The organism is Streptomyces huasconensis, from assembly GCF_021028635.1.
Taxonomy (GTDB): domain Bacteria; phylum Actinomycetota; class Actinomycetes; order Streptomycetales; family Streptomycetaceae; genus Streptomyces; species Streptomyces huasconensis.
In genome coordinates this window covers 1879383-1905711 of sequence record NZ_CP086119.1, presented here as the reverse complement: position 1 = coordinate 1905711, position 26329 = coordinate 1879383, and the positions used below count along the sequence as shown (strand labels likewise).

The following is a 26329-nucleotide window of genomic DNA, read 5'->3' as shown; positions in this document are numbered from 1 at the left end:
GGGTCTCAGGACAGCGTGACCGTGGCCTCCGGGGCCGCCCCCTCCAGCTCCAGCACCCACACCTCGTTCCCGCCCTCGCGCAGCACCGGCCCCGGCACGTACAGCGACCGCTGCGGGCCGCGGGACCAGTACCGGCCCAGGTTGAAGCCGTTGACCCAGACGAAACCCCGCGTCCAGCCGGGCAGCGCGAGGGTGGCGTCACCGGGGCCGGCGACCTCGACCGTGCCCCGGTACAGGCCAGGCCGCCCTTCCCCGGCACCGGCCACCGGCACCTGCCGCACCGCCGACGCCCCGTCGAACGCGTCGAGCCGCAGCCCCCGCGCCCGCACCCCGTGCAGATACTGCCGCTCGTGCAGGACACCCCCGCAGATGCCCTTGGACTCACCCGAGCGCGGCCCGTAGTTGACCCGCCCCAGCGACTCCACCCACAGCTCCACGCGCGCGTGCCCCGCCACCGGGGACTCCAGCACGGGCTCGTCCTCCGTCAGGACCCCGGCCCGCTCCCCGTCCACGTACACCACCGCCAGGTCCCGCAGCCCGCGCACCCGCAACGGGTAGGGCCCGCGCGGGCCCGGCACCGTCAGCGCGTAACGCACCAGACCCCGGTCCACGTCCAGCTCCTCGAAGGTGGGCGGCACGGCGTGTTCGGACTCCGGGGTGCCGAGGCACTCCAGGACCGTGCCCAGCGGAGCCCACTCCCGGAGCGCCGCCGTGGCGGGGGAGCCGAGCACGGGCAGGGGCGGGGGCGGCTCGGGCAGGGGCCCGCTCGCGTACGGGGCCAGGACCTCGCGGAAGCGCCAGAACTTCGCCGTGGGGCGGCCGTACTCGTCGATGGGCGCGTCATAGTCGTACGACGTGACGTCCGGCTCCAGCGGCCCGTCGTGCAGCGCGCCACCCCGGTTGGCCCCCGCCCAACCCGCGAAGTTCGTACCGCCGTGCGCCATGTACAGGTTCACCGACGCCCCGCACTCCAGGATCTCCCGCAGCGCCGCCGCCGCGTCGTCGGCGTCCCGTACGACATGATCCGCGCCCCAGTGGTCGAACCAGCCGCACCAGAACTCCATGCACATCAACGGACCCTTGGAGCGGTGCGCCCGCAGCGTCCCGAACCCGGAGCGCGCCGCCGAGCCGAAGTTGGCCGTCGCCAGGACTCCGGGGAGCGAACCGCCGGTCAGCATGTGGTCCTCGGGCCCGTCCGAGGTGAACAGCGGCACCCGCACACCCTCGCCGCGCAGCAGGTCGGCCAGACGGCGCAGGTACACCTGGTCCGAGCCGTAGCTCCCGTACTCGTTCTCGACCTGCACCATGATCACGGGACCGCCGTCCGCGCCGCCGTGCTGACGCGGCACGACCTCCCGCAGCAACCGGTGGAACCAGCGCTCCACATGCGCCAGATACTCCCCGTCACGGGTACGCGCGCGTGCCCCGAGCGGACCCGTCAGCCAGTGCGGCAGCCCGCCGTTCTCCCACTCCGCGCAGATGTACGGGCCCGGCCGCACGATCGCCCACAGGCCCGCCGCGTGCGCCGCGTCCAGGAAACGGCCGAGCGCCTCCACGTCACGGAACACGCCGGGCCGCGGCTCGTGCAGGTTCCACGGGGCGTATGTCTCCACGCAGTTGAGCCCCATCGCCCGCAGCATCTTCAGGCGGTGCCCCCACTGCTCCTCGTGCACCCGGAAGTAGTGCAGCGCGCCGGAGAGCAGACGCACCGGCCGCCCGTCCACCTCGAACTCGTCCTCGCCGACCCCGAACCCGTCCATCGCGTCCTTCCGCTCACCCGCCGCCCGCCCACGATCACCTCTGGCGGGCGGCGGGGTCCATGGACAAAGATCGGGTCCGGTTGGACGCAGCGAGACACCGTGGCCGGGCCCCGGACCCGGCCCGCACCGGAAGGGGCACGCGGATGTACCACACGTGGATGCGGTATTTCACTCCCAGCCCGGTCCACCACAAGCTCGGCCTGGCCTGCCTCGGCGTCGGCCTCCAGCATGGCCTCCTGCCGACCGTCGGCCCCCGCACCCTCGACCACCACGTCGCCGTCGTCATCAGCGCGGGCGGCGGCTGGTTCCGCGGCCCCGACGGACGGCGTACGACGGTGACCGCGCCCGCCCTGATCTGGCTCACGCCGGGCGTGCGCCACCACTACGGGCCCGACCCCGACACCGGCTGGGACGAGTGCTTCGTCGACTTCACCGGCCCCGCCACCGCCACGTACACCGAACTCGGCTACATCGAACCCACCCGACCCGTCGTCCCCCTCTCCGACGCGGCGGGCGCCCGCGCCGCCGTCGGCCGCATCGCCCGCGCGGCCCGGCGCGGCAACCCCCTCCTGGAAGTCGAGACCGGCGCCGCCGTCCACGAACTCCTCGTCGCCCTGCGCCGCGCCCGCGCCGACATCGCCCCCGACGGCGACCCCGTCCTCCAGGCCCTGGCCCGCGACGCCTTCCGCCCCCTGTCCGTCGCCGAACACGCCGCCCGGCACGGCATGACCCCCGCCGAGCTGCGTACCGCCGTGCGGCGCGGCGCCGGATGCAGCCCCAAGGACTACCTCCTCGGCATCCGCCTCGGCCGCGCCAAGGAACTCCTCGCCGCCACGGAGCTGCCCGTCGCCGCCGTCGCCCGCCGCGTGGGCTACGACGACCCCGCCTACTTCTCCCGCCTCTTCACCCGCCGCGTCGGCACGGCCCCCGTCCGCTTCCGCGAACAGCAGGGCCGCGCGGTGCCCGGCGGCTGGTCCCAGCAGGTACCGGACCCGGACGATCCACCGATCCTGCGGTCGTCGACCGGGGGAGGGGCGGGCTCGTGAGGGGGGAGCTGGGCGGTAGGGCCGTACCCAGGCCTGGGCTCCTCCGCCTCTCCTCCACCCCTCCGCCGCGCCGAACCGGCAACGTAGGCTCATGGACCATGACCACCAGCCACACCAGTGACGCGAACGGAGACAGCGGCGTGAATGGCGTGAACGGCGCGAGCGCCGCCGAGGGCGCGGACGAGGCCGTGCGCGCCGAGCTGTCCCGCCTGCGCGACAGCATCGACAACATCGACGCCGCCGTCGTCCACATGCTCGCCGAACGCTTCAAGTGCACCCAGCAGGTCGGCCACCTCAAGGCCAACCACCAGCTGCCGCCCGCCGACCCGGCCCGCGAGGCCCGCCAGATCGCCCGGCTCCGCGAACTCGCCGAGAGCGCCAAGCTCGACCCCGCGTTCGCCGAGAAACTGCTCAACTTCATCATCGCCGAGGTGATCCGCCACCACGAGACGATCGCCAAGTCGTCCTGAGACCCGCACGACCCCTCCGGCCCGCACGCCTACCACGGGCCCCGGCGGCCCGCACGCGCCTCGACGGCCCACACGGCCTCCGGCGGCTCGCACGCCCCTCACGGCTCGCACGGCCCCGGCGACCCGCACGCCCATTCACGGCCCGCACACCCCCCCCACGGCCCGCGCGCGCCTCGACGGCCGCCACGACCCGCACCCGCGCAGCGCACACGCCCCTGACCTTCACCGATGCCGCCGCCATCGGGCAGCATGGGCCCCATGCCCGTACTGACGCGCGACGAAGCGCAGACCCGAGCCCAGCTCATCGACGTCCACCGGTACACCGTCGAGCTCGACCTGACCAAGGCGGCCGACCCCGCCGGTGAGACCTTCGACTCGCGCACCGTCATCCGGTTCAGCGCCCGCACCGACGGCACCACCTTCGTCGAGCTGCAACCCGCCGAGCTGCGCTCCGTCACCCTCGACGGGCAGCCACTTTCCCCGGCCGGCCTCGTCGACAACCGCCTCACGCTCGACGGGCTCACCAAGGGCGAGCACGAGCTGCGCGTGGACGCCGCGATGCGCTACTCCCGCACCGGCGAGGGCATGCACCGCTTCACCGACCCCAGCGACGGCGAGACGTACACGTACAGCCAGATGTTCCTGCAGGACGTGCAGCGCGTCTTCGCCGCCTTCGACCAGCCCGACCTGAAGGCCGTCTTCGAGCTGACCGTCACCGCCCCCGAAGGGTGGACCGTCCTCGCCAACGGCATCACCGAACACCTCGGCGGCGGCACCTGGCGGGCCGCCCCCACCCCGCTTATCTCCACCTACCTCGTCGCCGTCGCCGCCGGCCCCTACCACTCGGTGCGCGCCGAACACCGCGGGCTGCCCCTCGGCCTCCACTGCCGCCGCTCCCTCGCGCCGTACCTGGACGCCGACGCCGAAGAGATCCTCGACATCACCCGGGCCTGCTTCGACCGCTACCACGAGAAGTTCGAGGAGCCCTACCCCTTCGACTCCTACGACCAGGCGTTCGTCCCCGAGTTCAACGCCGGCGCCATGGAGAACCCCGGCCTCGTCACCTTCCGCGACGAATACGTCTTCCGCTCCGCCGTCACCGACACCGAACGCCAGGCCCGCGCCATGGTCATCGCCCACGAGATGGCCCACATGTGGTTCGGCGACCTCGTCACCCTCACCTGGTGGGACGACATCTGGCTGAACGAGTCCTTCGCCGAGTACATGGGCTACCAGACCATCGCCGAAGCCACCCGCTTCAAGGACCCGTGGACCGCCTTCGGCGTCGCCCGCAAGTCCTGGGGGTACGACGCCGACCAGCGCCCCTCCACCCACCCCGTCGCCCCCGCCCCCGACGCCGTCCCCGACACCGCCTCCGCACTGCTCAACTTCGACGGCATCTCGTACGCCAAGGGCGCCAGCGCCCTGCGCCAACTCGTCGCCTGGCTCGGCGAGAAGGACTTCCTCGCCGGCATCAACACCCACTTCGCGCGGCACAAGTTCGCCAACGCCACCCTCGCCGACTTCATCGACTCCCTCGCCCAGGGCACCGACCGCGACGTGCACCGCTGGGCCGAGGCCTGGCTGCGCACCACCGGCGTCGACACCCTCACCTCCAAGGTCGTCCACGCCGGACGCGAGTGGACGTTCACGCTCGACGGCGGCACGGCCCCCCACGGGCCCGGCCGCCCCCACCGCGTCGCCGTCGGCGTCTACGACCGCGACCTCGCCGACGCCGCCGTCCTCGTCCTGCGCGAGCGGTACGAGACCGACGTCCCGGCCACCGGCCCCGCCACCGCCCGCGACGGCGGCCGCCCCGCCCTGATCGTCCCCAACGACCAGGACCTCACCTACGCCAAGATCCGCCTCGACGACGTCTCCGAGGAGACCGTGCTGCGCGGCATCTCCGGCGTACCGGACGCCCTCACCCGCGCCGTCCTGTGGAACTGCCTGCGCGACATGGTCCGCGACGGCGAACTCGACGGCGGCTCCTACCTCACCACCGCCCTCGCCCACTTCCCCGAAGAGACCGACCTCGCCATCGTCCAAGGCGTCCTCGCCTTCGCCACCGACCACATCGCCGACCGCTACACCACCCCCGAGGAGCGGCCCGCCGCCCTCGCCGCCCTCGGCGAACTCTGCCGCGACCTGATCCGGCGCACCGAGGACGGCTCCAACCCGGGGCTGCGCCTCACCGCCGTCCGCACCGCCATCGACGTCGCCACCCAGCCGGGGCCCCTCCAGGCGTGGCTCACCGAGGGCACCGTGCCCGGCGGCCCCGAACTCGACCCCGAGCTGCGCTGGCGCGTCCTGGCCCGGCTCGCCGTGCTCGACGCCACCGACGAGACGGCCATCGCCGCCGAACTGGCGCGGGACCCGAGCGCCACCGGCCAGGAGGGCGCCGCCCGCTGCCGGGCCGCCCTGCCGGACGCCGCGGCCAAGCGGGCCGCCTGGGACGCGATGTTCGCCTCCGACGAGCTGTCCAACTACCTCCTCAGGGCCACCGCGCAGGGCTTCTGGCAGCCCGAACAGGCCGAACTCGTCAGGGAGTACGTCCCGCGCTACTACGAGGACGCCGTCGCCGTGGCCGCCCGGCGCGGCCCCGCGATCGCCGACGTGGTGGGCCTGTCGGCCTTCCCCGCACCCTTCGTGGACGCCGAGACGCTCCGGCTGGGCGAGCGGTGCCTGCGCGACGCGGACCCGATCCCCGCGCTGCGCCGCCGGTTCACCGACCAACTCGACGACCTGGCACGGGCGTTGCGCGTACGCCAAGGCGCCGGCAAGGGCTGATCCGGGCCGCGGGACGTAGGTCCCGCGGCCTACGCCCCCTGGTCCCAAACGACGATCCGGCGCCCGGCGGGACCGGCCTGGGCTCGCACCAGAGCCGGGCCGGACCCGCCGGATCGGCCGCGCCACCCGGACCAGAAGGAGCCCCCTGTGCCCCCCACCACGCCCCCTACCGTCGTCGTGACCGGAGCCACCGGAAACGTGGGCCGCGCCCTCGTGGACCAACTCGCCGCCGAAGGCGCCCCCGTACGCGCCCTGACCCGCGCCCCCGAACGCGCCGGGCTCCCCGACGCGGTCGACGTCAGCCGCCTCGACCTCTCCGGCGACCGGCCCAGCCCCGCCGACCTCACGCCGCTCTTCGAAGGCGCCTCGGGCCTCTTCCTGCACCTCCAGGCCGCGGGCGCGCACACCGCCGCCCTACTCGAAGCGGCCCGCACGGGCGGCGTCCGCCACGTCACCGTCCTCTCCTCCGGCATCATCCAGGACGGCGCCGACCCCACCCACCCCATCTACGCCGCCCACGCCGAACTCGAAGCACGCGTGACGGAGAGCGGCCTCGGCCACACCTTCCTGCGGCCCAACGCCTTCGCCACCAACGCCTTCCAGTGGGCACCGCAGATCCGCACCGGCGACACCGTCCGCGGCCCCTTCGGCGGCGCGGTCACCGCCCCCATCCACGAGGCCGACATCGCCGCGGTCGCCACCCGCACCCTCCTCGACGACGGCCACCAGGGCACCGTCCACCGCCTCACCGGCCCCGAGGCCGTGACCACGGAGCAGCAGATCCACGCCATCGGCGCCGCACTCGGCCGCACCCCGCGCTTCGTCGACATACCGCCGCGGGAAGTCGGCCCCGACCTCTTCCCGCACGTCGCACCGGACATACTCCCCGCCCTCCTCGCCTCCTTCGCCGAGGCCGTCGGCACCGAACCGGAGATCACCACCACGGTGGAGAACATCACCGGGAAGAAAACCCGCACATTCCCCCAATGGGCCACCGACCACAAGGCCGCCTTCCGCCCCTGAGCCCACGGGGCCCGGCACAGCGCTTGCGCGGTCGGCGCGGCTGCCAAGCCCCAACCCCCCGTTGCCCACCTAGCACCCCCACCCCACCCACACACCCTCTCCGCACAGCAGTACCCCTTTCGGGTTCGGATCGCCACGCTCCCCGGCGTGGCGCCCACACGGCGTACAGGCTGGTGTTCCCGTACGCGCGCACCCGAAGGACACGCCCATGAGCACCCCGCCGCCCCTCGCCGGAGGCGTCCAAGGCCCCGACGCCCTGCGGCCGTTGCTCGCCGCCGCGCTCGACGCCCTGCGTGACGGGGCGGCCGCCCGCGGCGGCCCGCTCCCCCGTGGCGGCCCCACCGCCGTCGGCGACCGCGTCCGCGCCGCCGCCGACCCCGTCCTGCCCGAGCACGGCACGGGCCCCGAAGCGGCCCTGCGCACCCTCGTCCACGCGCTCACCGAAGGCGCCGCCGACCCCGCCGACCCGCTCTGCGCCGCCCACCTGCACTGCCCGCCGCTCGCCGTCGCGGCCGCCGCCGACCTCGCCGCCTCCGCACTCAACCCCTCCATGGACTCCTGGGACCAGGCACCCGCCGCCTCCGCCCTCGAAGCCCTCGTGACCCGCGCACTCGCCGCCGAGATCCACCCCGCCGCGGACGCCCTCGTCACCACCGGCGGCACCGAGTCCAACCAACTCGCCCTCCTCCTCGCCCGCGAAGCCGCCGCCCCCCGCGGCCCCCTGCGCCTCCTCGTCGGCGAGAACGCCCACCACTCCCTCATCCGCGGCGCCTGGCTCCTCGGCCTGCCGGGACCCGTCACCGTGCCCGCCCCCGCCGGCACCCTCGACCCGGCCGCCCTCGACGAAGCCCTCAACGAACTCGGCGGCCCCCACACGACCTTCCTCGTCGCCGCCACAGCAGGCACCACCGACGCCGGCCTCATCGACCCCCTCGACGACATCGCCGACGTCTGCGCCGCCCACCGCGCCCGCCTGCACATCGACGCCGCGTACGGCGGCGGCCTCCTCTTCAGCGACGTACGCAAACACCTCCTGCACGGCATCGAGCGCGCCCACACCGTCACCCTCGACCTGCACAAACTCGGCTGGCAACCCGCCGCCGCCGGACTGCTTGCCGTACGCGACCCCCACGACCTCGCCGCGCTCACCCACCGCGCCGACTACCTCAACGCCGACGACGACACCGACGCCGGCCTGCCCGACCTCCTCGGCCGCTCCCTGCGCACCACCCGCCGCCCCGACATCCTCAAGATCGCCGTCACCCTCAAGGCACTCGGCCGCACCGGACTCGGCGCACTCGTCGACCAAGTCTGCGAGCAGGCACGCCAGTTCGCCGCCCACATCGAAGCCCACCCCGGCTTCGAGCTGTACGACACCCCCGCCCTCAGCACCGTCCTGTTCCGGCCCACCGAGGCCGACGACACCCGCCTCGCCCACGTACGAAGGCGGCTGCTCACCGACGGCACCGCCGTCCTCGGCCGCGCCGACCTCGCCGGCCGCAGATGGCTCAAGGCCACCCTCCTCAACCCCCACACCCGCCCCACCGACCTCGCCACCCTCCTCGAACTCGTCACTAAGGCGAGCGAAGAGGCGAGTGAAGAAGCGAGCGAAGAGGCGAGTGAAGAAGCGAGCGGAGAGGCGAGCGGAGAGGCGAGCGAAGAGGAGAAGGAACGGGTGAACGAACCGGTGAACCAACACGCCACCCCCGGGCCCCCGCACCCCACCCCCACCCCCGACCTCCTGGAAGGAACCACCCCCCGATGACCGGCACGCCCGACCACCCCGGCCCCACACCACGCAGCACCCCCGAAAACCCCCGCGACCTCGTCGGCATCGGCATCGGCCCCTTCAACCTCTCCCTCGCCGCCCTCGCCGACCCCCTCGCCGAACTCGACACCGTCTTCTACGAACAACGCCCCGGCTTCCACTGGCACCCCGGCCTCCTCATCGAAGGCGCCACCCTCCAAGTCCCCTTCCTCGCCGACCTCGTCACCCTCGCCGACCCCGCCAGCCCCTGGTCCTTCCTCAGCTACCTCAAAAGCCGCGAACGGCTCTTCCCCTTCTACTTCGCCGAGCGCTTCCACATCCACCGCGCCGAATACGACGCCTACTGCCGCTGGGTCAGCGAACACCTCACCGGACTCCACTTCGGCCACCAGGTCGACGCCGTCCGCTGGAACCCCGAACGCGACCTCTTCGAAGTCGACCACACCCAACTCGACACCAACGGCGAAGCCGAAGCCCTCGGCCGCACCTACACCAGGAACATCGCCCTCGGCGTCGGCACCACCCCCTACATCCCCGAACCCCTCAAACCCCTCGCCGAAGCCCCCACCGTCCCCGTCATCCACTCCGCGGACTACCTCGACCACCGCGAACGCCTGCTCGCCGCCGAACACATCACCGTCATCGGCTCAGGACAATCCGGCGCCGAAGTCTTCCTCGACCTGCTGCGCGCCCGCCCCACCGGACACGAGAAACTCCACTGGCTCGCCCGCACCGAGGCCTTCGCACCCATGGAGTACTCCAAACTGGGCCTCGAACACTTCACACCCGACTACACCCGCTACTTCCACGCCCTGCCCGAAACCGTCCGCGACGACCTCGTCCCCCACCAGTGGCAACTCCACAAAGGCATCGACGCCGACACCATCGCCGCCATCCACGACGAGCTGTACCGCCGCACCCTGCACGGCGGCTGGCCCGACGCCGTCCTCACCCCCGGCGTCCGCGTCCGCACCGCCGGCCGCGTCGCCAGCACCCGCGTCGAACTCCACCTCGAACACATCCAGCAGGGCACCCGCTCCCGCCTCACCACCGACGCCGTCGTCCTCGCCACCGGCTACCGCGAACGCCCCACCGAACGGCTTCTCGCCGGCCTCGACCCCTACATCCGCAAGGACTCCTCCGCCCGGCCCCGCGTCGACGAGCACTACCGCCTCGTCCTCGACCCCTCCATCACCGCCACCGGCGCCCACATCTACGTACAGAACGCCGAACGCCACACCCACGGCGTCGGCACCCCCGACCTCGGCCTCGCCGCCTGGCGCAGCGCCACCATCCTCAACGCCCTCACCGGCAAGGACCCCTACCCCCTGCCCCACCGCACCGCGTTCACCACCTTCGGCCTCCACACCCCCACCGGCCCCGGCCAACCCACCCCCCGCGTGGGGGAACAGCGCGGCAACCTCGTACGCCTCAAGAACTGACCCCCACCAGGCCACCCCGGCCCGCGACAGACACCCACCGGGGTGGCACAGAAGACACGGCTCAGAACACCGGCACACCCTCCCGCGTCAGCCTCCAGCCCACCGAGGCGAACCGCGCCGGATCGACCGTCCCCTCCGCCTTCACCCAGCCGATGATCGTGTTACGGATCTCCTCCGAGTTCGCCCACACCTGCTTCGCACCCGCCACATGCGGGAAATTCCCCCCACCACTGGCCCGGTAATTGTTCACCGCCAGCACGAACTGAGCCTTCGGGTCGATCTCCTTGCCCTCGAAGGCCAGCTTCACGATGCGCGAACCCACCGGCTGCGCGATGTCGATCTCATACGTCACGCCATACACCGCGTCATAGTTGTAATCCGGGATCTTCTCCGCGTTCGTCATCTTCGCCGGGTCCACCGGAGCACCCGCCGGCGTCCGCACGTAATAGCGCGCCGAGAACTCCAGGTACTCCTTCAACTGCGCACCCGTGAGAATCCGCGCCTCCAAGGTGTTCTCGAACGGATACAACCCCGCCGCGTCCTTGAGCGTCACCTCACCCGCCGGTATCCGCGCCGTCCGCGAGAAACACGACGCCTGCGACAACACCGGCAGCCCCGCATACGCCCCGCCCACCAGGGCCCGCGCCACCGTCTCCTGCTGCACCCGGTTGATCAGATCGATGATCGCGACATCCTTGTACGGGCCCTCGGCCGTGCTCATCGCCTCCGTGGACGTGCCGATGACCTGGTTGACGTACGCCACGACCTTCTTGTGCTCATCGGCCAGCAAACGCGTGATCTTCTTGTCCTCCGCGGCCGTATTGGAGTTCAGGACCTTCGCCCCCACCTTCTCCACCGTCCAACGGCCCTTCGCCCACACCAGATCGAAGTCGAACAACGTCAGCCGCTGCCCCCACTTCAACGGCTCGGACAGCACGACCTTCTTGCCCGTCGCCTTGTTCTCCACGAAATACTCGGGAATCTCCGTGTGCGCGTGCCCCACCAGAATCGCGTCGATCCCCGGCACCTGCTCCGCCACCAGCCCCGCCGCGTTCTCCACATACGGCAACTGATCCCCGTACGACGACGTACCACTGGAACCCGAATGCGCAGACACGATCACCACATCCGCACCCATCGACCGCAGCCTCGGCACCCACTTCGCCGCCTGCTCCTCCAGACCCGGGAACGTCATCTTCCCCTGGACATTCGCCTTGTCCCAGATCGCGATACCCGGATTCGTCAGACCCAGCACCGCCACCCGCACATCACGACCATGCGGAGTACGCAACCGCTTCATGACATACGGCGGAAACGCCGGCCGCTGCGTCTTCGCATCCAACGCGTTCGCCCCCAGCAGCGGAAAGTCACACTGCTCCTCGAACTTGCGCAACACCGGAATGCCGTAATTGAACTCGTGATTACCGAGCGCCGCCGCGTCATAACCGATCGCGTTCATCGCCTGCGCCATCGGATGCACCGGACCACGAGCAGCCGTGATCGGATCGACCTTCGCGTAGTAATACGACAACTGCGTGCCCTGGATGGTGTCACCCGCGTCGATCAGCAACGTGTTCCGGCGGCCCTTCTCCGCACGGACCTCGTTCACCAGCGTCGAGATCTTCGCCAGGCCCACATCGTTGTGATCCTTGTCGTCGAACTCCTTGTCCGTGAAGTAATCCCAGTTGAAGACATTGCCGTGCAAGTCCGTCGTACCGAGCACCGTGAACGCATACCGCTTCTCCCGTCGACCGCGCCTCCCCTTCGCCTCGGCCACGGACGGCGCCACAGCGCCACCCGTGAGCGCCACGCCCACGCCGGAGACGGCGGACGTGCCCAGGAACTTCCTGCGGTTCAGCGGCATTTCTGTACTCCTCGGTCGACCGTAGTAACGCGCGTAGATTCTGACCCCCGCGCCCCCACCCGCAACAGACCCCCCAGGTTGCGATCCGATGACCTTCACGGCGCGCCCACAGCTGACGGACAACCCGGCACGGTGCGACAGTGAGCCCATGGACACCACCGCCACACCCCCCACCGCCCCCCACACCCCCTACGGAACCCCCGACGCCCCCCGCCTCGCCGTCCGCGGCGAAGCACACCTCGAAGTCGACCCCGAGATCGCCCGCATCGGCATCACCGTCAACGCCCGCGGAACCGACCGCCGCCACGCCCTCGACGACCTCACCCGCCGCAACACCACCACCCTCGACCTCATCAAGAGCTACGGCGACACCGTCGAACGACTCGAGACCGGCGCCTTCTCCATCACCCCCCACCTCACCAAACACGGCCGCGGCGAACGCGTCCGCGCCTACCACGGCCGCGTCCACATCACCGCCGAACTCACCGACTTCACCGCACTCGGCGAACTCACCAGCCGCCTCGCCGACCTCGACCTCACCCACATCGAAGGCCCCTGGTGGGCCCTGCGCCCCGACTCACCCACCCACCGCCACGCCAGACAACAAGCCGTCCGCGAAGCCGTCCAACGCGCCCGCGAATACGCCGAAGCCCTCGGCACCCACCTCGCCGCCCTCGTCGAACTCGCCGACCTCGACGCCGAGAACACCCCCACCTACGGCCACAGCGGCCCCGCCCTCATGCGCACCGCCGCCTACGGCGGAGCCCCCGACCTGCCCACAGAACCCGCACCCCTCGACCTCGAACCCCAACGCCAGCACGTCTACGCCCAAGTCAACGCCCGCTTCACCATGACACCCCCACGACTGAACCCCTGACAGCCGAAAAACCGCTCATCAGAGCAACCACCCGCACACTTCAACACTTGTCAACACCCCTTCATCCAAAGGTTGTTGAGTAGTCACGCGGGCCCCATTCCCTACTGACCGGTAAGCCCTAGGCTCGAACCATGCGCCGAGCCAAAATCGTCTGCACCCTGGGACCCGCCACCCACTCGTACGACCAGATCAAGGCATTGGTCGAAGCCGGAATGGACGTGGCCCGCTTCAACCTCAGCCACGGCACCCACGCCGAACACGAGGAGCGCTACCAGCGCGTGCGCAAGGCCTCCGAAGAGACCGGCCGCAGCATCGGCATCCTCGCCGACCTTCAAGGCCCGAAGATCCGCCTCGGCCGCTTCCACGAAGGCCCCGTACTCCTTGAACGCGGCGACGAATTCACCATCACCGTCGAAGAAGGCGCCCAAGGCGACCGCCAGAGCTGCGGCACCACCTACCGCGGCCTCGCCCAGGACGTCACCTCGGGCGAACGCATCCTCGTCGACGACGGCAAAGTAACCCTTCAGGTCACCCGCGTCATCGGCCCCCGCGTCGCCACCACCGTCCTCGAAGGCGGCCTGGTCTCCGACCACAAAGGCCTCAACCTCCCCGGCGTCGCCGTCTCCGTCCCCGCACTCTCCGACAAGGACGAAGAAGATCTCCGCTGGGCCCTGCGCACCGGCTTCGACGTCATCGCCCTCTCCTTCGTCCGCAGCGGACGCGACATCGAAGACGTCCACCGCATCATGGACGAAGAAGGCCGCCGCCTCCCCGTCATCGCCAAAGTCGAAAAACCCCAAGCCGTCGACAACATCGAGGACATCGTCGCCGCCTTCGACGGCATCATGGTCGCCCGCGGCGACCTCGGCGTCGAAATGCCCCTCGAACAAGTCCCCATCGTCCAGAAGCGCGCCGTCAAACTCGCCAAACGCAACGCCAAACCGGTCATCGTCGCCACGCAAATGCTCGACTCGATGATCGACAACTCCCGCCCCACCAGGGCCGAGGCCAGCGACGTCGCCAACGCCGTCATCGACGGCACCGACGCGGTCATGCTCTCCGGCGAGACCAGCGTCGGCAAATACCCCATCGAGACGGTCAAGACGATGGGCCGCATCGTCGAAGCGGCGGAAGAAGACATCCTCGCCAAGGGCCTGCCCACACTGACGGAACGCAGCAAGCCCCGCACCCAGGGCGGCGCCGTCGCCCGCGCCGCCGCCGAAATGGGCGACTTCCTCGGCGCGAAATTCCTCGTCGCCTTCACCCAGTCCGGCGACACCGTCCGCCGCCTCTCCCGCTACCGCTCACCCATCCCGCTCCTCGCCTTCACCCCCGACCCGGCGACCCGCTCCCAGCTCAACCTCACCTGGGGCGTGGAAACCTTCCTCGGTCCGCACGTCGACTCCACCGACGCGATGGTCGACCAGGTCGACGAACTGCTACTGAAGATCGGCCGCTGCCAGAAGGGCGACATCGTGGTGATCACGGCCGGCTCTCCGCCGGGGGTGTCGGGCTCGACGAACTTGGTCCGCGTCCACCACATCGGGGAGGACGACAACCCCGAGGAGTGATGCGGGGGAGGCGTCAATATTTCGGACCGATGTGGGCGTCCATGAGGGCGACGGAAGCTTTGCGGGCGACGGAGATGTTGCGTGAGTTGGCTTGCTTCCAGTCGACTCCGAGCTTGTCGAGGGTGTCAGTGAAGAGCTGGACGATGTCTCTGGACAGGTTGGTGAAGAAGTAGCGCGGATACTCGTAGCGCTTGCGTTCACCAGCGATGACGCGGGTCGTCCAATTGGTGACGCGGCACCCGTCGGAGTGGACGAGTCCCCGCACGAACTCCCACGGGTGGGCGTCGACGATCTCTTGCTGCCACGGTTCGAGGGCGATCTTCCGGTCGTGCTTCTTGCCGGGGCCGTGCTGAGGGAAGAGGCAGGGCCAGTGCTTGCTCCAGGAGGTGACGTACTGGCACCCGACGCTCTGGACCCGGCACACCTTGTTCTCCGGGCGTACGGCCCGGATGGCGTCGGCGCAGGCTTCGATGAGGCCGGGCCAGGCGTCAGCGCACGCGATGCGAAGTGAGTAGACCCCGCGCCGTTGCAGGCTGATGCAGCCGTCGCCGAGGTAGAGACCGAGGAGGTACGAATAGGCGGCCGTATTCTCGGGTTCACCCGGAACGGCACAGCACCGCGGACAAGGACGGCCGCGGTCGTAGCCACGTGGTCCGATAGCGCTTTGCCAGGACCGGATGGCGGCCCTGGAGATGCCGGTCGCTTTGCTGACGGAGTTGAGGCTGCGGCCTTGGTTGACCAAATGCAGCGCCCGTTGTCGTGTGCCCATGTCGTACATGCGCTCACTCTGTGCGGGGGAGACCTCTCGGCGCACAGCAAAAAGCGGATGTTCACGAGAACGCGAACATCCGCTTACAGATGTTGACCTTGGAGACTAAGGAAAAGTGCCCCGGGTGGGACTCGAACCCACACTGTAAGGTGTTTGAGACCTTCGTCTGCTGCCAATTGGACTACCGGGGCCCAACGAATCAAAGGTTTACCCCGACCCGCTGCCCAACCACCATACCGTAGCTAGGTAGGCTCTTGGGAGCTGTACCCCTGCCCTGATCGAGGAGCCCCCGTGACCGCCCCCGAGCCGCCACAGCCCACCGAAGCGTCGGACGACGACCAGTCGCACGTGCCTCCGCTGACGACCCGCGTCGTCATCGCCGAGGACGAGGCCCTGATCCGGCTCGACCTCAAAGAGATGCTGGAGGAAGAGGGCTACAGCGTCGTCGGCGAGGCCGGTGACGGCGAGAAGGCCGTCGAGCTGGCCCGTGAGCACAGGCCCGACCTCGTGATCCTGGACGTGAAGATGCCCGTCCTGGACGGCATCTCCGCCGCCGAGAAGATCGCGGAGGAGTCCATCGCCCCCGTGCTGATGCTGACCGCGTTCTCCCAGCGCGACCTCGTCGAGCGGGCGAGGGACGCGGGCGCGATGGCGTACCTGGTGAAGCCGTTCAGCAAGAGTGACGTCGTCCCGGCGATCGAGATGGCCGTCTCGCGGTTCACGGAGCTGAAGACGCTGGAGAAGGAGGTCGCGGACCTCTCGCAGCGGCTGGAGACGCGGAAGCTGGTGGACCGGGCCAAGTCGATTCTGCAGACGGAGTACGGCCTGACGGAGCCCGCCGCGTTCCGGTGGATTCAGAAGACGTCGATGGACCGGCGGCTGTCGATGCAGCAGGTCGCGGAGGCGGTCATCGAGGACGCCGCGGAGAAGAAGGCGGCGAAGGGTTAGCCCCGGAGCCGGCACAGGCGCGTACGTACGACAGGGCCCGCACCCCGAAGCCGGGGGTGCGGGCCCTGTCGTGTGCGGGGGTGGGAAAACGGGCGGTCAGTCCTCGCCGAGGTACGCCTTGCGCACGGATTCGTCGTGGAGCAGGTCGCCGCCCGTGCCGGAGAGGGCGATCTTGCCGACTTCCATGACGTGGCCCTCGTCGGCGAGGGAGAGCGCCGCCTGGGCGTTCTGTTCGACGAGGAGGATGGTGGTGCCCTGGGATTTCAGTTCGGCGATGGTGGCCATGATCTTCTGCATCATGATCGGGGAGAGGCCCATGGAGGGTTCGTCGAGCATGAGGAGTTTGGGCTGGGACATGAGGGCGCGGCCCATGGCGAGCATTTGTTGTTCGCCGCCGGAAAGGGTGCCCGCTGCCTGCTTCCTGCGTTCTCCGAGGATGGGGAAGAGGTCGTAGGCGCGGTTGATGTCTTTTTCGATGCCTGTTCTGTCGGAGCGGAGGTAGGCGCCGAGGCGGAGGTTGTTCTCGATGGTCATGCGGGGGAAGATGTGGCGGCCTTCGGGGGAGTGGGCGAGGCCGAGGGCGACGATTTGGTCGGCGCGGTATTTGCGCAGGGTTTTGCCGTTGAATTTGATGGTGCCGCCGACTGGTTTGAGCAGGCCTGACAGGGTGCGGAGTGTGGTGGTTTTGCCTGCGCCGTTGGTGCCGATGAGGGTGACGACTTTGCCGGCTTCGACGGTGAAGGAGATGCCTTTGACGGCTTCGATCTTGCCGTAGGCGACGCGGAGGTCTTCGACCTCAAGGAGTGCGGTCATCAGTTGTTCTCCTCGAAGGGTTCGCCGAGGTAGGCGGCGATGACGCGGTCGTCCTGCTGGACCGTTTCGCTGCTTCCTTCGACGAGTTTCTCGCCCTGGACGAGGACGGCCACGCGGTCGCAGAGGTTGAAGATGAAGCGCATGTCGTGCTCGATGACGAGGACGGCGATGCCCATGTCGCGGATGGCGAAGACGAGTTCTTCGGTGGCGCGGGTTTCTTGGGGGTTCATGCCGGCGGTGGGTTCGTCCAGGAGGAGGAGTCCTGGTTCGCTGGCGAGGGCGCGGGCGATCTCCAGCTTGCGTTGTTCTCCGTAGGGGAGGTTGCGTGAGAGGTGTTCGGCTTTGTCGGCGAGGCCGACGAACTCCAGGAGTTCCATGGCGCGTGCTTTGGAGGCGGCTTCGGCGCGGTGGAAGCCGGGGCCGCGGAGGAGGGCTGACCAGAGGCCTTCTTTGGTGCGGGTGTGGCGGCCGACGAGGACGTTTTCCAGGACGGTCATGTTGGCGAAGAGTCGGATGTTCTGGAAGGTGCGGGCGATGCCTGCGGCGGTGACCTTGAAGGATTTGGCGGGGAGGATGGCGCCTTTGTACCGGACTTCGCCTTCGGTGGGGGTGTAGAGGCCGGTGAGGCAGTTGAAGAAGGTGGTTTTGCCGGCGCCGTTGGGTCCGATGAGTCCGACGATTTCGCCGCTGTTGACGGTGAGGTCGACGGAGCGTACGGCGGTGAGGCCGCCGAAGCGCATGGTGACGTTGCGGGCGTCGAGGACGGTGTGTCCGGCCGGGGTGTCGGGGGCCTGGCCTGCTGTGGTGGTGTCGGTGGTCATGGGTCAGGCCCCTGTCTTGCTGAGGACTGTGGGTGGTGGTGTTTCGCCGGGTTCGAGTTCGGCTTCGTGGAATTCGAGTTGGCGGCGGCGGTTGGGGATGAGGCCTTCGGGGCGGAAGCGCATGAGGAGGACGAGTGCGAGTCCGAAGGCGAAGAGTTGGTAGTCGCCGAGGAAGGCGAGTTTGTTGGGGATGAGGTAGAGGAGTGCTGCGCCGACGAGGGGTCCGCTGATGGTGCCCATGCCGCCGAGGACGACGGCGGCGAGGAGGAAGGCGGAGTTGGGCGGGACGGTGTTGGCGAATTGGTATTGCTCGGGTGTGACGGTGTAGGTGACGTGTGCTTGGACGGTGCCTGCGAGGCCGGCGAGGGCGGCGCCGAGGGCGAAGGCGATGAGTTTGACGCGGAAGCCGTTGATGCCCATGGCGAGTGCGGCGGTTTCGTCTTCGCGGATGGCGACCCAGGCGCGGCCGATGCGGGAGTCTCCGCTGCGGCGGAAGACGAGGACGACGACGAGGGTGATGAGCAGCATCAGGAAGAAGTAGTTGGCGAATCGGCCGATGGGAAAGCCGAGGATGCTGTGTTCGAGCCCGAAGTCGAAGCCGAGGATTTTGAGGTTGGGGATGGAGGAGATGCCGTTGGAGCCGTTGGTGATGTCGGGTCCGGATGCGCCGTCGCTGTTCATGGCGACGAGGCGGAAGATTTCTCCGAAGCCGAGGGTGACGATGGCGAGGTAGTCGCCGCGTAGGCGCAGGGTGGGGGCGCCGATGAGGACGCCGAAGATGAGGGAGGCGCCTGCGCCGACGAGGATGGCGGCCCAGAACGGGAGGTGGATGTCGAAGGGGGAGGCGGGGGAGCCGGAGACCATGGATGCGGCGTAGGCGCCGACGCCGAGGAAGGCGACGTATCCGAGGTCGAGGAGTCCGGCGAGGCCGACGACGATGTTCAGGCCGAGGGCGACGGTGGCGAAGATGAGGATGTAGACGCCGATGGTGGCGTATTGGTCGTCGCTCTGGGTGAAGGGGAAGGCGGCTGCGGCGAGGAAGGCGCCGAGGAGGGTGGTGTTGCGGTGGCGTGCGGTGTAGGCGGAGAGGTGGGCGACGAGTCCGGCTTTGGCGAGGGCGGCGAAGCCGAAGGCGACGGAGATGAGGAAGCCGATGAAGAGTTCGTCGTATTCGGTGCCGATGCCGTAGGTGAAGACGAGGAGTCCGGTGGCGAGGGCGGCGACGATGATCAGGATTTCGATGTACGAGGGGAGTGTGCGCGGTGGGGGTGGGGTGTCCGCGGCGAAGGCTCCCTTGAAGACGGTGAGGCCGTTGCGCAGGCGGTGTCGGGTCTGTTCCCAGCCGGTGTCCTCGGGGTCGACCGGGTAGGTCTGTGGCCTGTTGAAGGGGAGGGCGAGGGCGCCGGTGAGGGCGGTGAGGGTGGCGATGGCGGCGATCCAGCCGCCGGGTTCGAGGTTGGCGAGGCCGCCGAGGTCGGTGCTGATCGCGAGGAGTGTGTACCAGGCGGTGGTGAAGGCGGCGAGGGCGGCGTATCGGAGGGCGGCGTCGGCGTTGCCGGGGGTGAGGGCGCGTAGGCCTTTGATGCCGTAGGAGGCGAGGCCGAGGAGGGTGGTGAGGGCGCCGGTGATGAGGACGAGCCATTGGAGGCCGCCGGGGTAGCCGTAGACGGTGAGGTCGCCGGGGAAGGCGGCGGTCCAGGTCCAGGCGAGGAAGGCGGAGATGACGGTGAGTGCGCCGCCGCCGGTGGCCATGGCGCGGGCGGGGCCGGTGGGGATGGGGAGGAGGCCTGTGGGGGCGTCTTCCTTGTGGGGGCGGGTGTGGTCGGCCGCTGTGGTGTGTGTGGTCATGGTGGTCACGCCCTGTCCGCGACGCGCTCGCCGAGGAGGCCTTGTGGCCTGACGAGGAGGACGACGATGAGGAGTACGAACGCCCAGACATCGGCCCAGGACTGGCCGCCGAGCTTGTCCATGCCGGGGATGTCGTTCATGTAGGCGGTGGCCATGGCTTCGGCGACGCCGAGGACGAGGCCGCCGATCATGGCGCCGTAGATGTTGCCGATGCCGCCGAGGACGGCGGCGGTGAAGGCTTTGAGGCCCCAGAGGAAGCCCATGCGGAAGTTGACTTCGCCGTAGCGGAAGCCGTAGGCGATGGCGGCGATGCCGGCGAAGGCGGCTCCGAGGGCGAAGGCGACGACGATGACGCGGTCGGTGTTGACGCCCATGAGTTTGGCGGTGTCGGGGTCTTGGGCGGTGGCTTGCATGCCGCGGCCGACGCGGGTCTTCATGACGAACCAGCCGAGGGCGAACATGCAGAGGGGGGCGGCGACGACGAGGAAGAGGTCGCCGGGCTGGATGGTGACGCTGCCGATGTGGATGGAGTCGCCGGGGATCTCGGGGAAGGTGCGGGAGGACTTGGCGTGGGGGTACCAGGCCCAGATCGCCTGTTGGAGGGCGAGGGAGAGGCCGATGGCGGTGATGAGGGGTGCGAGTCGGGGGGCGCCGCGCAGGGGCCGGTAGGCGAAGCGTTCGGCTCCGATCGCGATGGTGGTGGAGACGATGACGGCACCGATGATCATGAGGGGGATGGCTGCCCACATGGTGGTGCCGGCGGGGAGCCAGAGCCAGACGGTGAGGGCGCCGAAGCCGCCGACCATGAAGATCTCGCCGTGGGCGAAGTTGATGAGCTGGACGATGCCGTAGACCATGGTGTAGCCGATGGCGATCAGGCCGTACATGGAGCCCAGTAGCAGGCCGTTGACCAGCTGTTGCGGCAGTTCGTGCACCGCAGGTCCTCCGAGTCTTTCGAGCGACGGATTTCGAATGCGACGGATGCGACGGACGCGACGGACACGGCGCCGCTGCGACGGTCGGGTCGTCACCGTGTCGGATGCGACGCCGCGCGGGGCGCTGTCGGGCAGCGCCCCGCGCGGCGGTGTCGTGCTGCGGGTGGTGGGTCAGCCGGTGTAGGTGCCGGACTCGACGGGCTTCCAGCCCTTGGTCGGGTCGGTGGTGTCCTTGACCTGGTAGACGGTGAGCTGCTTGTTCGTGGCGTCGCCGTATTCGTCGAAGGAGACCTTGCCGGTCACGCCGTCGAAGGAGACGTCCTGCATGGCGTCGACGATCTTGGCACGGGCGTCGGAGGGCAGTTCGCCGTCGTTGTCCTCGACGACCTTCTTGACGGCCTCGATGATCGCCCAGGCGGAGTCGTACGAGTAGCCGCCGTAGGCCTCGTAGGCTTCCTTGTAGCCGGCCTTCTCGTAGTTGGCGATGAACTCCTTGGCGGAGGGGAGCTGTTCGACGGGCTGGCCGACGGAGGTGGCGTAGTCGCCCTTGCCGTCCTTGCCGGCGAGCTTGATGTAGTCGGCGCTGTAGATGCCGTCGCCGCCGACGAGGGGGATCTTGGCTCCGGCCTTCTTCATCTGCTTGCTGAGGGGGCCTGCGGCGGGGTATTCGCCGCCGTAGTAGACGACGTCGGCGTCGGAGTTGCGGATCTTGGTGGCGACGGCGCCGAAGTCCTTGGTGTCGGGGTTGACGTGTTCGGTGCCGGCGACCTTGCCGCCGAGCTTGGTGAACTCGTCCTTGAAGGTGGCGGCGAGGCCCGCGCCGTAGGTCTTCTTGTCGTCGATGACGAAGACCTTCTTCTTCTTGGCCTTGTTGTACAGGTACTGCGCCGCGAAGGGGCCCTGGATGGCGTCCGTGGTGGCCGTACGGAAGTAGGCCTTGTAGGGGCGTACCTTCTTGCCGCCGTTCCAGTCCGGGCCCTGGGTCATGGCCGGGTTGGTGTTGGCGGGGGAGACCTGGACGAGTTTGGCGTCGTCGAAGACCTTCTGCATGGACTCGCCGACGGAGGAGTTCAGGGGGCCGACGGCGCCGAGGAGCTCCTTGTTGGCGACGAACTTGGTGGCGTTGGTCTGGCCGGAGGAGGGCTGTCCCTGGTCGTCGGCGGCCTGCATCTTGAAGGTGATGCCGTCGACGTACTTCTTGGCGTTGGCCTGCTTGACGGCGAGGTCGACGGAGTTGCGGATGCCGAGGCCCAGCGCGGAGAGGTCACCGGTCAGTGGCGCGTCGACGCCGATGACCACGGTGGTGCCGCCGCCCCCGGCGTTCTCCTTGTCCTTGTCGTCGCGCGAGCCACAGGCGGTGAGGGTGAGAGCCCCCGCGGTGAGTGCAGCGGTGATGGCTATGAGCGAACGTTGACGCACGATCAGTCCTTTCCCCTGGCACGGCTGTCCCTTGTTGGGATGCCGAGTCGAGCGCGGAACCGAACTGACGGGAATCCGGTGGGCGCGGTGACTGGCCGTGACTCTAAGGGCGCCTTTGTTCCAGGTGGAGTGGTCAGACCAAGGCTGTGACGCTCTTGTTATGCCACGGAGTATTCCGGGGTGGAACGCAGGGGGCGTTTGAGGCCGAATATGACCTTGTTCGGGGGATCTCGACGTATCCGCATGCTGAGAATCTCCAGGCCAACCGGCAGGAGTGTAAAGGCGTTTGGGTCATGACACGCGTGTTCGTGGGCATGCGGCGGTCAGCGCCCCGGAAAGATCATTCGCGTATTCCGGACCCAGGATGTAACTCTGCCGCTCGTTTGCACGCGCATTACGCAGTGTTACTTCGAGGAATGGGAGTCCAGCATTCCGTGGCACTTCTCCGCATTCGCGAATGTGCATCGTGATGATCAACTTCCGGGGTGTTCCCGATTTCAACGTGAATGGGGTGGCAGGGGACGCGCGCACCGAAAGCGCCGCCGAGGGCTGGGCGATCCGGCGTACGGACACCGGGGGGCCGGCCTCCTGGGTGAAGGTGACGGCGAAGGTGAAGTCCCGCTGCCCTGCCCGCGGGCGCGACATCTCGCCCGCGTACGTCACCGCGACACTCTGCGACGGCCAGGGCGGGCGTGGCGCGGGCGGCGGGGGCGGAGGCTGCGGGCGGGTCAGGTGGAGGCTCAGCCCGGCCGCGCCGAGGAGCACGGCCGCGGCGGTGGCGAGGGCCGTGCGGCGGTGGCGGAGCCGGCGGGGGTCGCGCCAGGCCGCCTCCAAAGCGGCGGCTTCGTTCCGGCCGTGGGTGGGTTCGCGCCCGTAGGTGTCCTCGCCCGGCTCGACCGGACCGATGGCGTTCACATCCGTGGCCCGCCGCTGGGCCCGCGGAGCCCGGCGGGTGAGGGGATGGAGGTGCGGGAGGAGGGGGCGGGGCCGGTGGTGTCCGGCGTGTCGCGGCCGGGGCCGGGGGCGCGCGGGAGAGCGAGGGCGAGCGCATGGAGCCGTGCCCGGTGCTGTGTCCGGTGCCTCATGCGCCGACGCTAGACCGGAGGCACGCACCCCGACAATGCGTGTGCGCCGCCTCCGGCCACGCGTGAGCCCGTGCCCTGTGACGCGTGGGCGTCCCCTCTCCTGCGGTGCGCGTGCGCCCGCCCTTCTGCGGTGCGTGCGCGTCCGCCCGGCGTCAGGTCAGCCGGTCGCGCCATCCGACCCCGTCGCGGCGCCCGATCCGGTCGTGGCGCCCTCGGGGGCGTCCCGCAGCATGCACGTCAGGCGGGCGCTGCACACCCGCCGGCCCTCCTCGTCGCTGATCACGATCTCGTACGTGGCCGTGGAGCGGCCCCGGTGCACCGGCGTCGCCACGCCCGTGACCAGGCCGGAGCGGGCGCCGCGGTGGTGCGTGCAGTTCAGGTCGACGCCGACGGCGAGCTTGGTGACGCCGCCGTGCAGCATCGCGCCGACCGAGCCGAGGGTCTCGGCGAGCACCGCGGAGGCGCCGCCGTGCAGCAGGCCGTACGGCTGGGTGTTGCCCTCGACGGGCATGGTGCCGACGACGCGCTCCGCCGACGCCTCGCGGATCTGCACGCCCATACGGGTGCCGAGGTGCCCCGCGGAGAACAGGGCGGCCAGGTCGACACCGAGTGCCGCGTACTCGTCGATGACCTCCTGCGGGAACTTCACGCTGTGCTGCTCGCCCATGGGGCCCGGCTCCGTTCGTTCGTCCGTCGACACACTCGTCAGCTGTCGCTGTCTGTCGCTGTCTACCGCTGAGCAAACGCTCAGTCGAGCGAGGATTGTTCCAGGCGTACGACAACGGACTTGCTGGCAGGGGTGTTGCTGGTGTCGGCGGTGGCGTCCAGCGGCACCAGCACGTTGGTCTCCGGGTAGTACGCGGCGGCGCAGCCCCGGGCCGTCGGGTAGTGCACGACGCGGAAGCCCGGCGCGCGGCGCTCCACGCCGTCCCGCCACTCGCCGACCAGGTCGGCGTACGTGCCGTCGGCGAGGCCCAGCTCCGCGGCGTCCTCGGGGTTGACCAGGACGACGCGGCGCCCGTTCTTGATGCCGCGGTAGCGGTCGTCGAGGCCGTAGATGGTGGTGTTGTACTGGTCGTGGGAGCGCAGCGTCTGGAGCAGCAGCCGGCCCTTGGGGACGGCCGGGTATTCCACGGGGGCTGCCGTGAAGTTGGCCTTGCCGGTGGCGGTGGGGAAGCGGCGCTCGTCGCGCGGGGCGTGCGGCAGGGCGAAGCCGCCGGGGTGCGCCACGCGCGCGTTGAAGTCCTCGAAGCCGGGGATGACGCGCGCGATGCGGTCGCGCACGGTGGCGTAGTCCTTCTCGAACTCCTCCCAGGGGGTGCGGGAGGCGGGGCCGAGGACGCGGCGGGCCAGGCGGCACACGATGGCGGGCTCGGAGAGCAGCTGGTCGCTCGCGGGTGCCAGGCGGCCGCGGGAGGCGTGGACCATGCCCATGGAGTCCTCGACGGTCACGAACTGCTCGCCGCCCGCCTGGCGGTCGCGTTCGGTGCGGCCGAGCGTCGGCAGGATCAGGGCGCGGGCGCCCGTGACGGCGTGCGAGCGGTTCAGCTTGGTGGAGACGTGCACTGTCAGGCGGGCCTTGCGCATCGCCGCCTCGGTGACGTCGGTGTCGGGGGAGGCCGACACGAAGTTGCCGCCCATGGCGAAGAAGACCTTCGCCTCGCCGTCGCGCAGGGCGCGGATGGCGCGGACGACGTCCAGGCCGTGGTGGCGGGGCGGCGCGAAGCCGAACTCCTTCTCCAGGGCGTCGAGGAAGGCGGGCGCGGGCCGCTCGAAGATGCCCATCGTGCGGTCGCCCTGCACGTTGGAGTGGCCGCGCACGGGGCAGACGCCCGCGCCGGGGCGGCCGATGTTGCCGCGCAGCAGCAGGAAGTTGACGACCTCGCGGATCGTCGGCACGGAGTGCTTGTGCTGGGTGAGGCCCATCGCCCAGCACACGACGGTGCGCCGGGAGGCGAGCACCATGGCGAGGGCTTCCTCGATGCGCGCGCGGTCCAGGCCCGTGGCTTTAAGGGTCTCGTCCCAGTCGGCGTCCCGCGCGGCGGCGGCGAACTCCTCGTACCCATGGGTGTGTTCGCGGACGAACTCCTCGTCGACCGCGCCCTCGGTCTCCAGGATCAGCTTGTTGAGGAGGCGGAAGAGGGCTTGGTCGCCGCCGAGGCGGACCTGGAGGAAGAGGTCGGTGAGGGCGGTGCCCTTGAGCATGCCCTGCGGGGTCTGCGGGTTCTTGAAGCGCTCCATGCCCGCTTCGGGCAGCGGATTGACCGTGATGATCTTCGCGCCGTTGTTCTTGGCCTTCTCCAGGGCGGAGAGCATGCGCGGGTGGTTCGTGCCCGGGTTCTGCCCGGCGACGATGATCAGGTCCGATTTGTAGAGGTCCTCCAGGAGGACGCTGCCCTTGCCGATGCCGATCGTCTCCGTCAGGGCGGAGCCGGACGACTCGTGGCACATGTTGGAGCAGTCGGGGAGGTTGTTCGTGCCCAGCTCGCGGGCGAAGAGCTGGTAGAGGAACGCCGCTTCGTTGCTGGTGCGGCCCGAGGTGTAGAAGACGGCCTCGTCCGGGCTGTCGAGTGCGGCCAGCTCCTCGGCGACGATGTCGAAGGCCCGCTCCCAGGAGACGGGTTCGTACTTCTGCGCGCCGTCCGCCAGGTACATGGGGTGGGTGAGGCGGCCCTGCTGGCCCAGCCAGTACCCGCTGCGGGTGGCGAGGTCGGCGACGGGGTGCGCGGCGAAGAAGTCGGGGGTGACGCGGCGCAGCGTGGCTTCCTCGGCGACCGCCTTCGCGCCGTTCTCGCAGAACTCCGCCTTGTGGCGGTGCTCCGGCTCGGGCCAGGCGCAGCCGGGGCAGTCGAAGCCGTCCTTCTGATTGACCCGCAGCAGGGTCAGCGCGGTGCGGCGCACCCCCATCTGCCGCTGCGCGACTCGCAGCGTGTGGCCGATGGCGGGCAGCCCGGCGGCGGCGTGCTGCGCCTGCTCGACCTGCGGCGCGTCCTGGACCGGATCGCCCTTGGGCGGCTTGCTTGCCATGGTCGGCTCCCCTTCGAGCACCTACGTGAGCTACGTCTCCGATCCTCCCACGC

At 69.9% G+C, this 26329-nt stretch carries 20 protein-coding genes and 1 tRNA gene; 9 read left to right on the top strand and 12 right to left on the bottom strand.

What is annotated here, in order from left to right; genetic code table 11:
* Positions 1-5: 5 nt before the first annotated feature.
* Positions 6-1760: a glycoside hydrolase family 35 protein gene (locus tag J2N69_RS08570; protein WP_230900201.1), complete on the bottom strand. Its 1755-nt coding sequence runs from the start codon at positions 1758-1760 to the stop codon at positions 6-8.
* 143 nt (positions 1761-1903) lie between these two features.
* Here J2N69_RS08570 and J2N69_RS08565 point away from each other — a divergent pair, with 143 nt between their 5' ends.
* The 6 genes from J2N69_RS08565 to J2N69_RS08540 all read left to right on the top strand — a co-directional run bounded on the left by J2N69_RS08565 (position 1904) and on the right by J2N69_RS08540 (position 10299).
* Entirely contained in the window at positions 1904-2806 is a 903-nt protein-coding gene (locus J2N69_RS08565; RefSeq protein WP_230900200.1) for a helix-turn-helix domain-containing protein, read from the top strand.
* Between the two features lie 98 nt (positions 2807-2904).
* On the top strand, positions 2905-3276 hold the full coding sequence (locus J2N69_RS08560) for a chorismate mutase (protein ID WP_230900199.1): 372 nt from the start codon (positions 2905-2907) through the stop codon (positions 3274-3276).
* A gap of 249 nt (positions 3277-3525) precedes the next feature.
* Complete coding sequence (pepN, locus tag J2N69_RS08555) at positions 3526-6066, top strand: aminopeptidase N (RefSeq protein ID WP_230904639.1); 2541 nt, start codon at positions 3526-3528, stop codon at positions 6064-6066.
* 147 nt (positions 6067-6213) lie between these two features.
* Complete coding sequence (locus J2N69_RS08550) at positions 6214-7089, top strand: NAD(P)H-binding protein (protein WP_230900198.1); 876 nt, start codon at positions 6214-6216, stop codon at positions 7087-7089.
* A gap of 208 nt (positions 7090-7297) precedes the next feature.
* The gene (locus J2N69_RS08545; protein WP_230900197.1) at positions 7298-8854 is read left to right on the top strand and encodes a pyridoxal phosphate-dependent decarboxylase family protein; all 1557 of its coding nucleotides are present in this window, start codon (positions 7298-7300) and stop codon (positions 8852-8854) included.
* Complete coding sequence (locus J2N69_RS08540) at positions 8851-10299, top strand: lysine N(6)-hydroxylase/L-ornithine N(5)-oxygenase family protein (RefSeq protein WP_230900196.1); 1449 nt, start codon at positions 8851-8853, stop codon at positions 10297-10299. Before J2N69_RS08545 ends, J2N69_RS08540 begins: the two co-directional genes overlap by 4 nt.
* A gap of 61 nt (positions 10300-10360) precedes the next feature.
* Here J2N69_RS08540 and J2N69_RS08535 read toward each other — a convergent pair whose 3' ends face one another.
* Positions 10361-12163: a bifunctional metallophosphatase/5'-nucleotidase gene (locus J2N69_RS08535; RefSeq protein ID WP_230900195.1), complete on the bottom strand. Its 1803-nt coding sequence runs from the start codon at positions 12161-12163 to the stop codon at positions 10361-10363.
* A 148-nt stretch (positions 12164-12311) separates the two neighbouring features.
* On the opposite strand from J2N69_RS08535, the gene J2N69_RS08530 reads away from it, so the two are divergent.
* Both J2N69_RS08530 and pyk read left to right on the top strand, forming a co-directional pair.
* A complete protein-coding gene (locus J2N69_RS08530; protein ID WP_230900194.1) occupies positions 12312-13040 on the top strand; it encodes an SIMPL domain-containing protein in 729 nt (242 codons plus the stop codon).
* A 131-nt stretch (positions 13041-13171) separates the two neighbouring features.
* Entirely contained in the window at positions 13172-14611 is a 1440-nt protein-coding gene (gene pyk / locus J2N69_RS08525; RefSeq protein ID WP_230900193.1) for a pyruvate kinase, read from the top strand.
* A gap of 13 nt (positions 14612-14624) precedes the next feature.
* On the opposite strand, the gene J2N69_RS08520 is transcribed toward pyk, so the two are convergent.
* Both J2N69_RS08520 and J2N69_RS08515 read right to left on the bottom strand, forming a co-directional pair.
* A complete protein-coding gene (locus J2N69_RS08520) occupies positions 14625-15389 on the bottom strand; it encodes a transcriptional regulator (protein ID WP_230900192.1) in 765 nt (254 codons plus the stop codon).
* Positions 15390-15496: 107 nt separating this feature from the next.
* A tRNA-Leu gene (locus J2N69_RS08515) sits at positions 15497-15571 on the bottom strand.
* A 100-nt stretch (positions 15572-15671) separates the two neighbouring features.
* Between J2N69_RS08515 and J2N69_RS08510 the strand changes: the two genes are divergently transcribed.
* Entirely contained in the window at positions 15672-16328 is a 657-nt protein-coding gene (locus tag J2N69_RS08510; RefSeq protein WP_127911964.1) for an ANTAR domain-containing response regulator, read from the top strand.
* Positions 16329-16424: 96 nt separating this feature from the next.
* Here J2N69_RS08510 and J2N69_RS08505 read toward each other — a convergent pair whose 3' ends face one another.
* The 8 genes from J2N69_RS08505 to J2N69_RS08470 all read right to left on the bottom strand — a co-directional run bounded on the left by J2N69_RS08505 (position 16425) and on the right by J2N69_RS08470 (position 26276).
* Positions 16425-17141, bottom strand: a complete 717-nt coding sequence (locus J2N69_RS08505) for an ABC transporter ATP-binding protein (protein WP_230900191.1) — start codon at positions 17139-17141, stop codon at positions 16425-16427.
* Positions 17141-17962 (bottom strand): ABC transporter ATP-binding protein, encoded by an 822-nt coding sequence (locus J2N69_RS08500; RefSeq protein ID WP_230900190.1) that lies wholly within the window; start codon positions 17960-17962, stop codon positions 17141-17143. The genes J2N69_RS08505 and J2N69_RS08500 overlap by 1 nt, the downstream gene beginning before the upstream one ends.
* Before the next feature lie 3 nt (positions 17963-17965).
* Complete coding sequence (locus J2N69_RS08495; RefSeq protein WP_230900189.1) at positions 17966-19810, bottom strand: branched-chain amino acid ABC transporter permease; 1845 nt, start codon at positions 19808-19810, stop codon at positions 17966-17968.
* A gap of 5 nt (positions 19811-19815) precedes the next feature.
* Positions 19816-20745 (bottom strand): branched-chain amino acid ABC transporter permease, encoded by a 930-nt coding sequence (locus J2N69_RS08490; protein ID WP_230900188.1) that lies wholly within the window; start codon positions 20743-20745, stop codon positions 19816-19818.
* A gap of 171 nt (positions 20746-20916) precedes the next feature.
* Positions 20917-22164, bottom strand: a complete 1248-nt coding sequence (locus tag J2N69_RS08485; protein ID WP_127911968.1) for a branched-chain amino acid ABC transporter substrate-binding protein — start codon at positions 22162-22164, stop codon at positions 20917-20919.
* A gap of 911 nt (positions 22165-23075) precedes the next feature.
* Positions 23076-23249: a hypothetical protein gene (locus J2N69_RS08480; protein ID WP_230900187.1), complete on the bottom strand. Its 174-nt coding sequence runs from the start codon at positions 23247-23249 to the stop codon at positions 23076-23078.
* 157 nt (positions 23250-23406) lie between these two features.
* Positions 23407-23916 (bottom strand): PaaI family thioesterase, encoded by a 510-nt coding sequence (locus J2N69_RS08475; protein WP_230900186.1) that lies wholly within the window; start codon positions 23914-23916, stop codon positions 23407-23409.
* An 80-nt stretch (positions 23917-23996) separates the two neighbouring features.
* Entirely contained in the window at positions 23997-26276 is a 2280-nt protein-coding gene (locus J2N69_RS08470) for an FdhF/YdeP family oxidoreductase (protein ID WP_230900185.1), read from the bottom strand.
* Between the last annotated feature and the right edge of the window lie 53 nt (positions 26277-26329).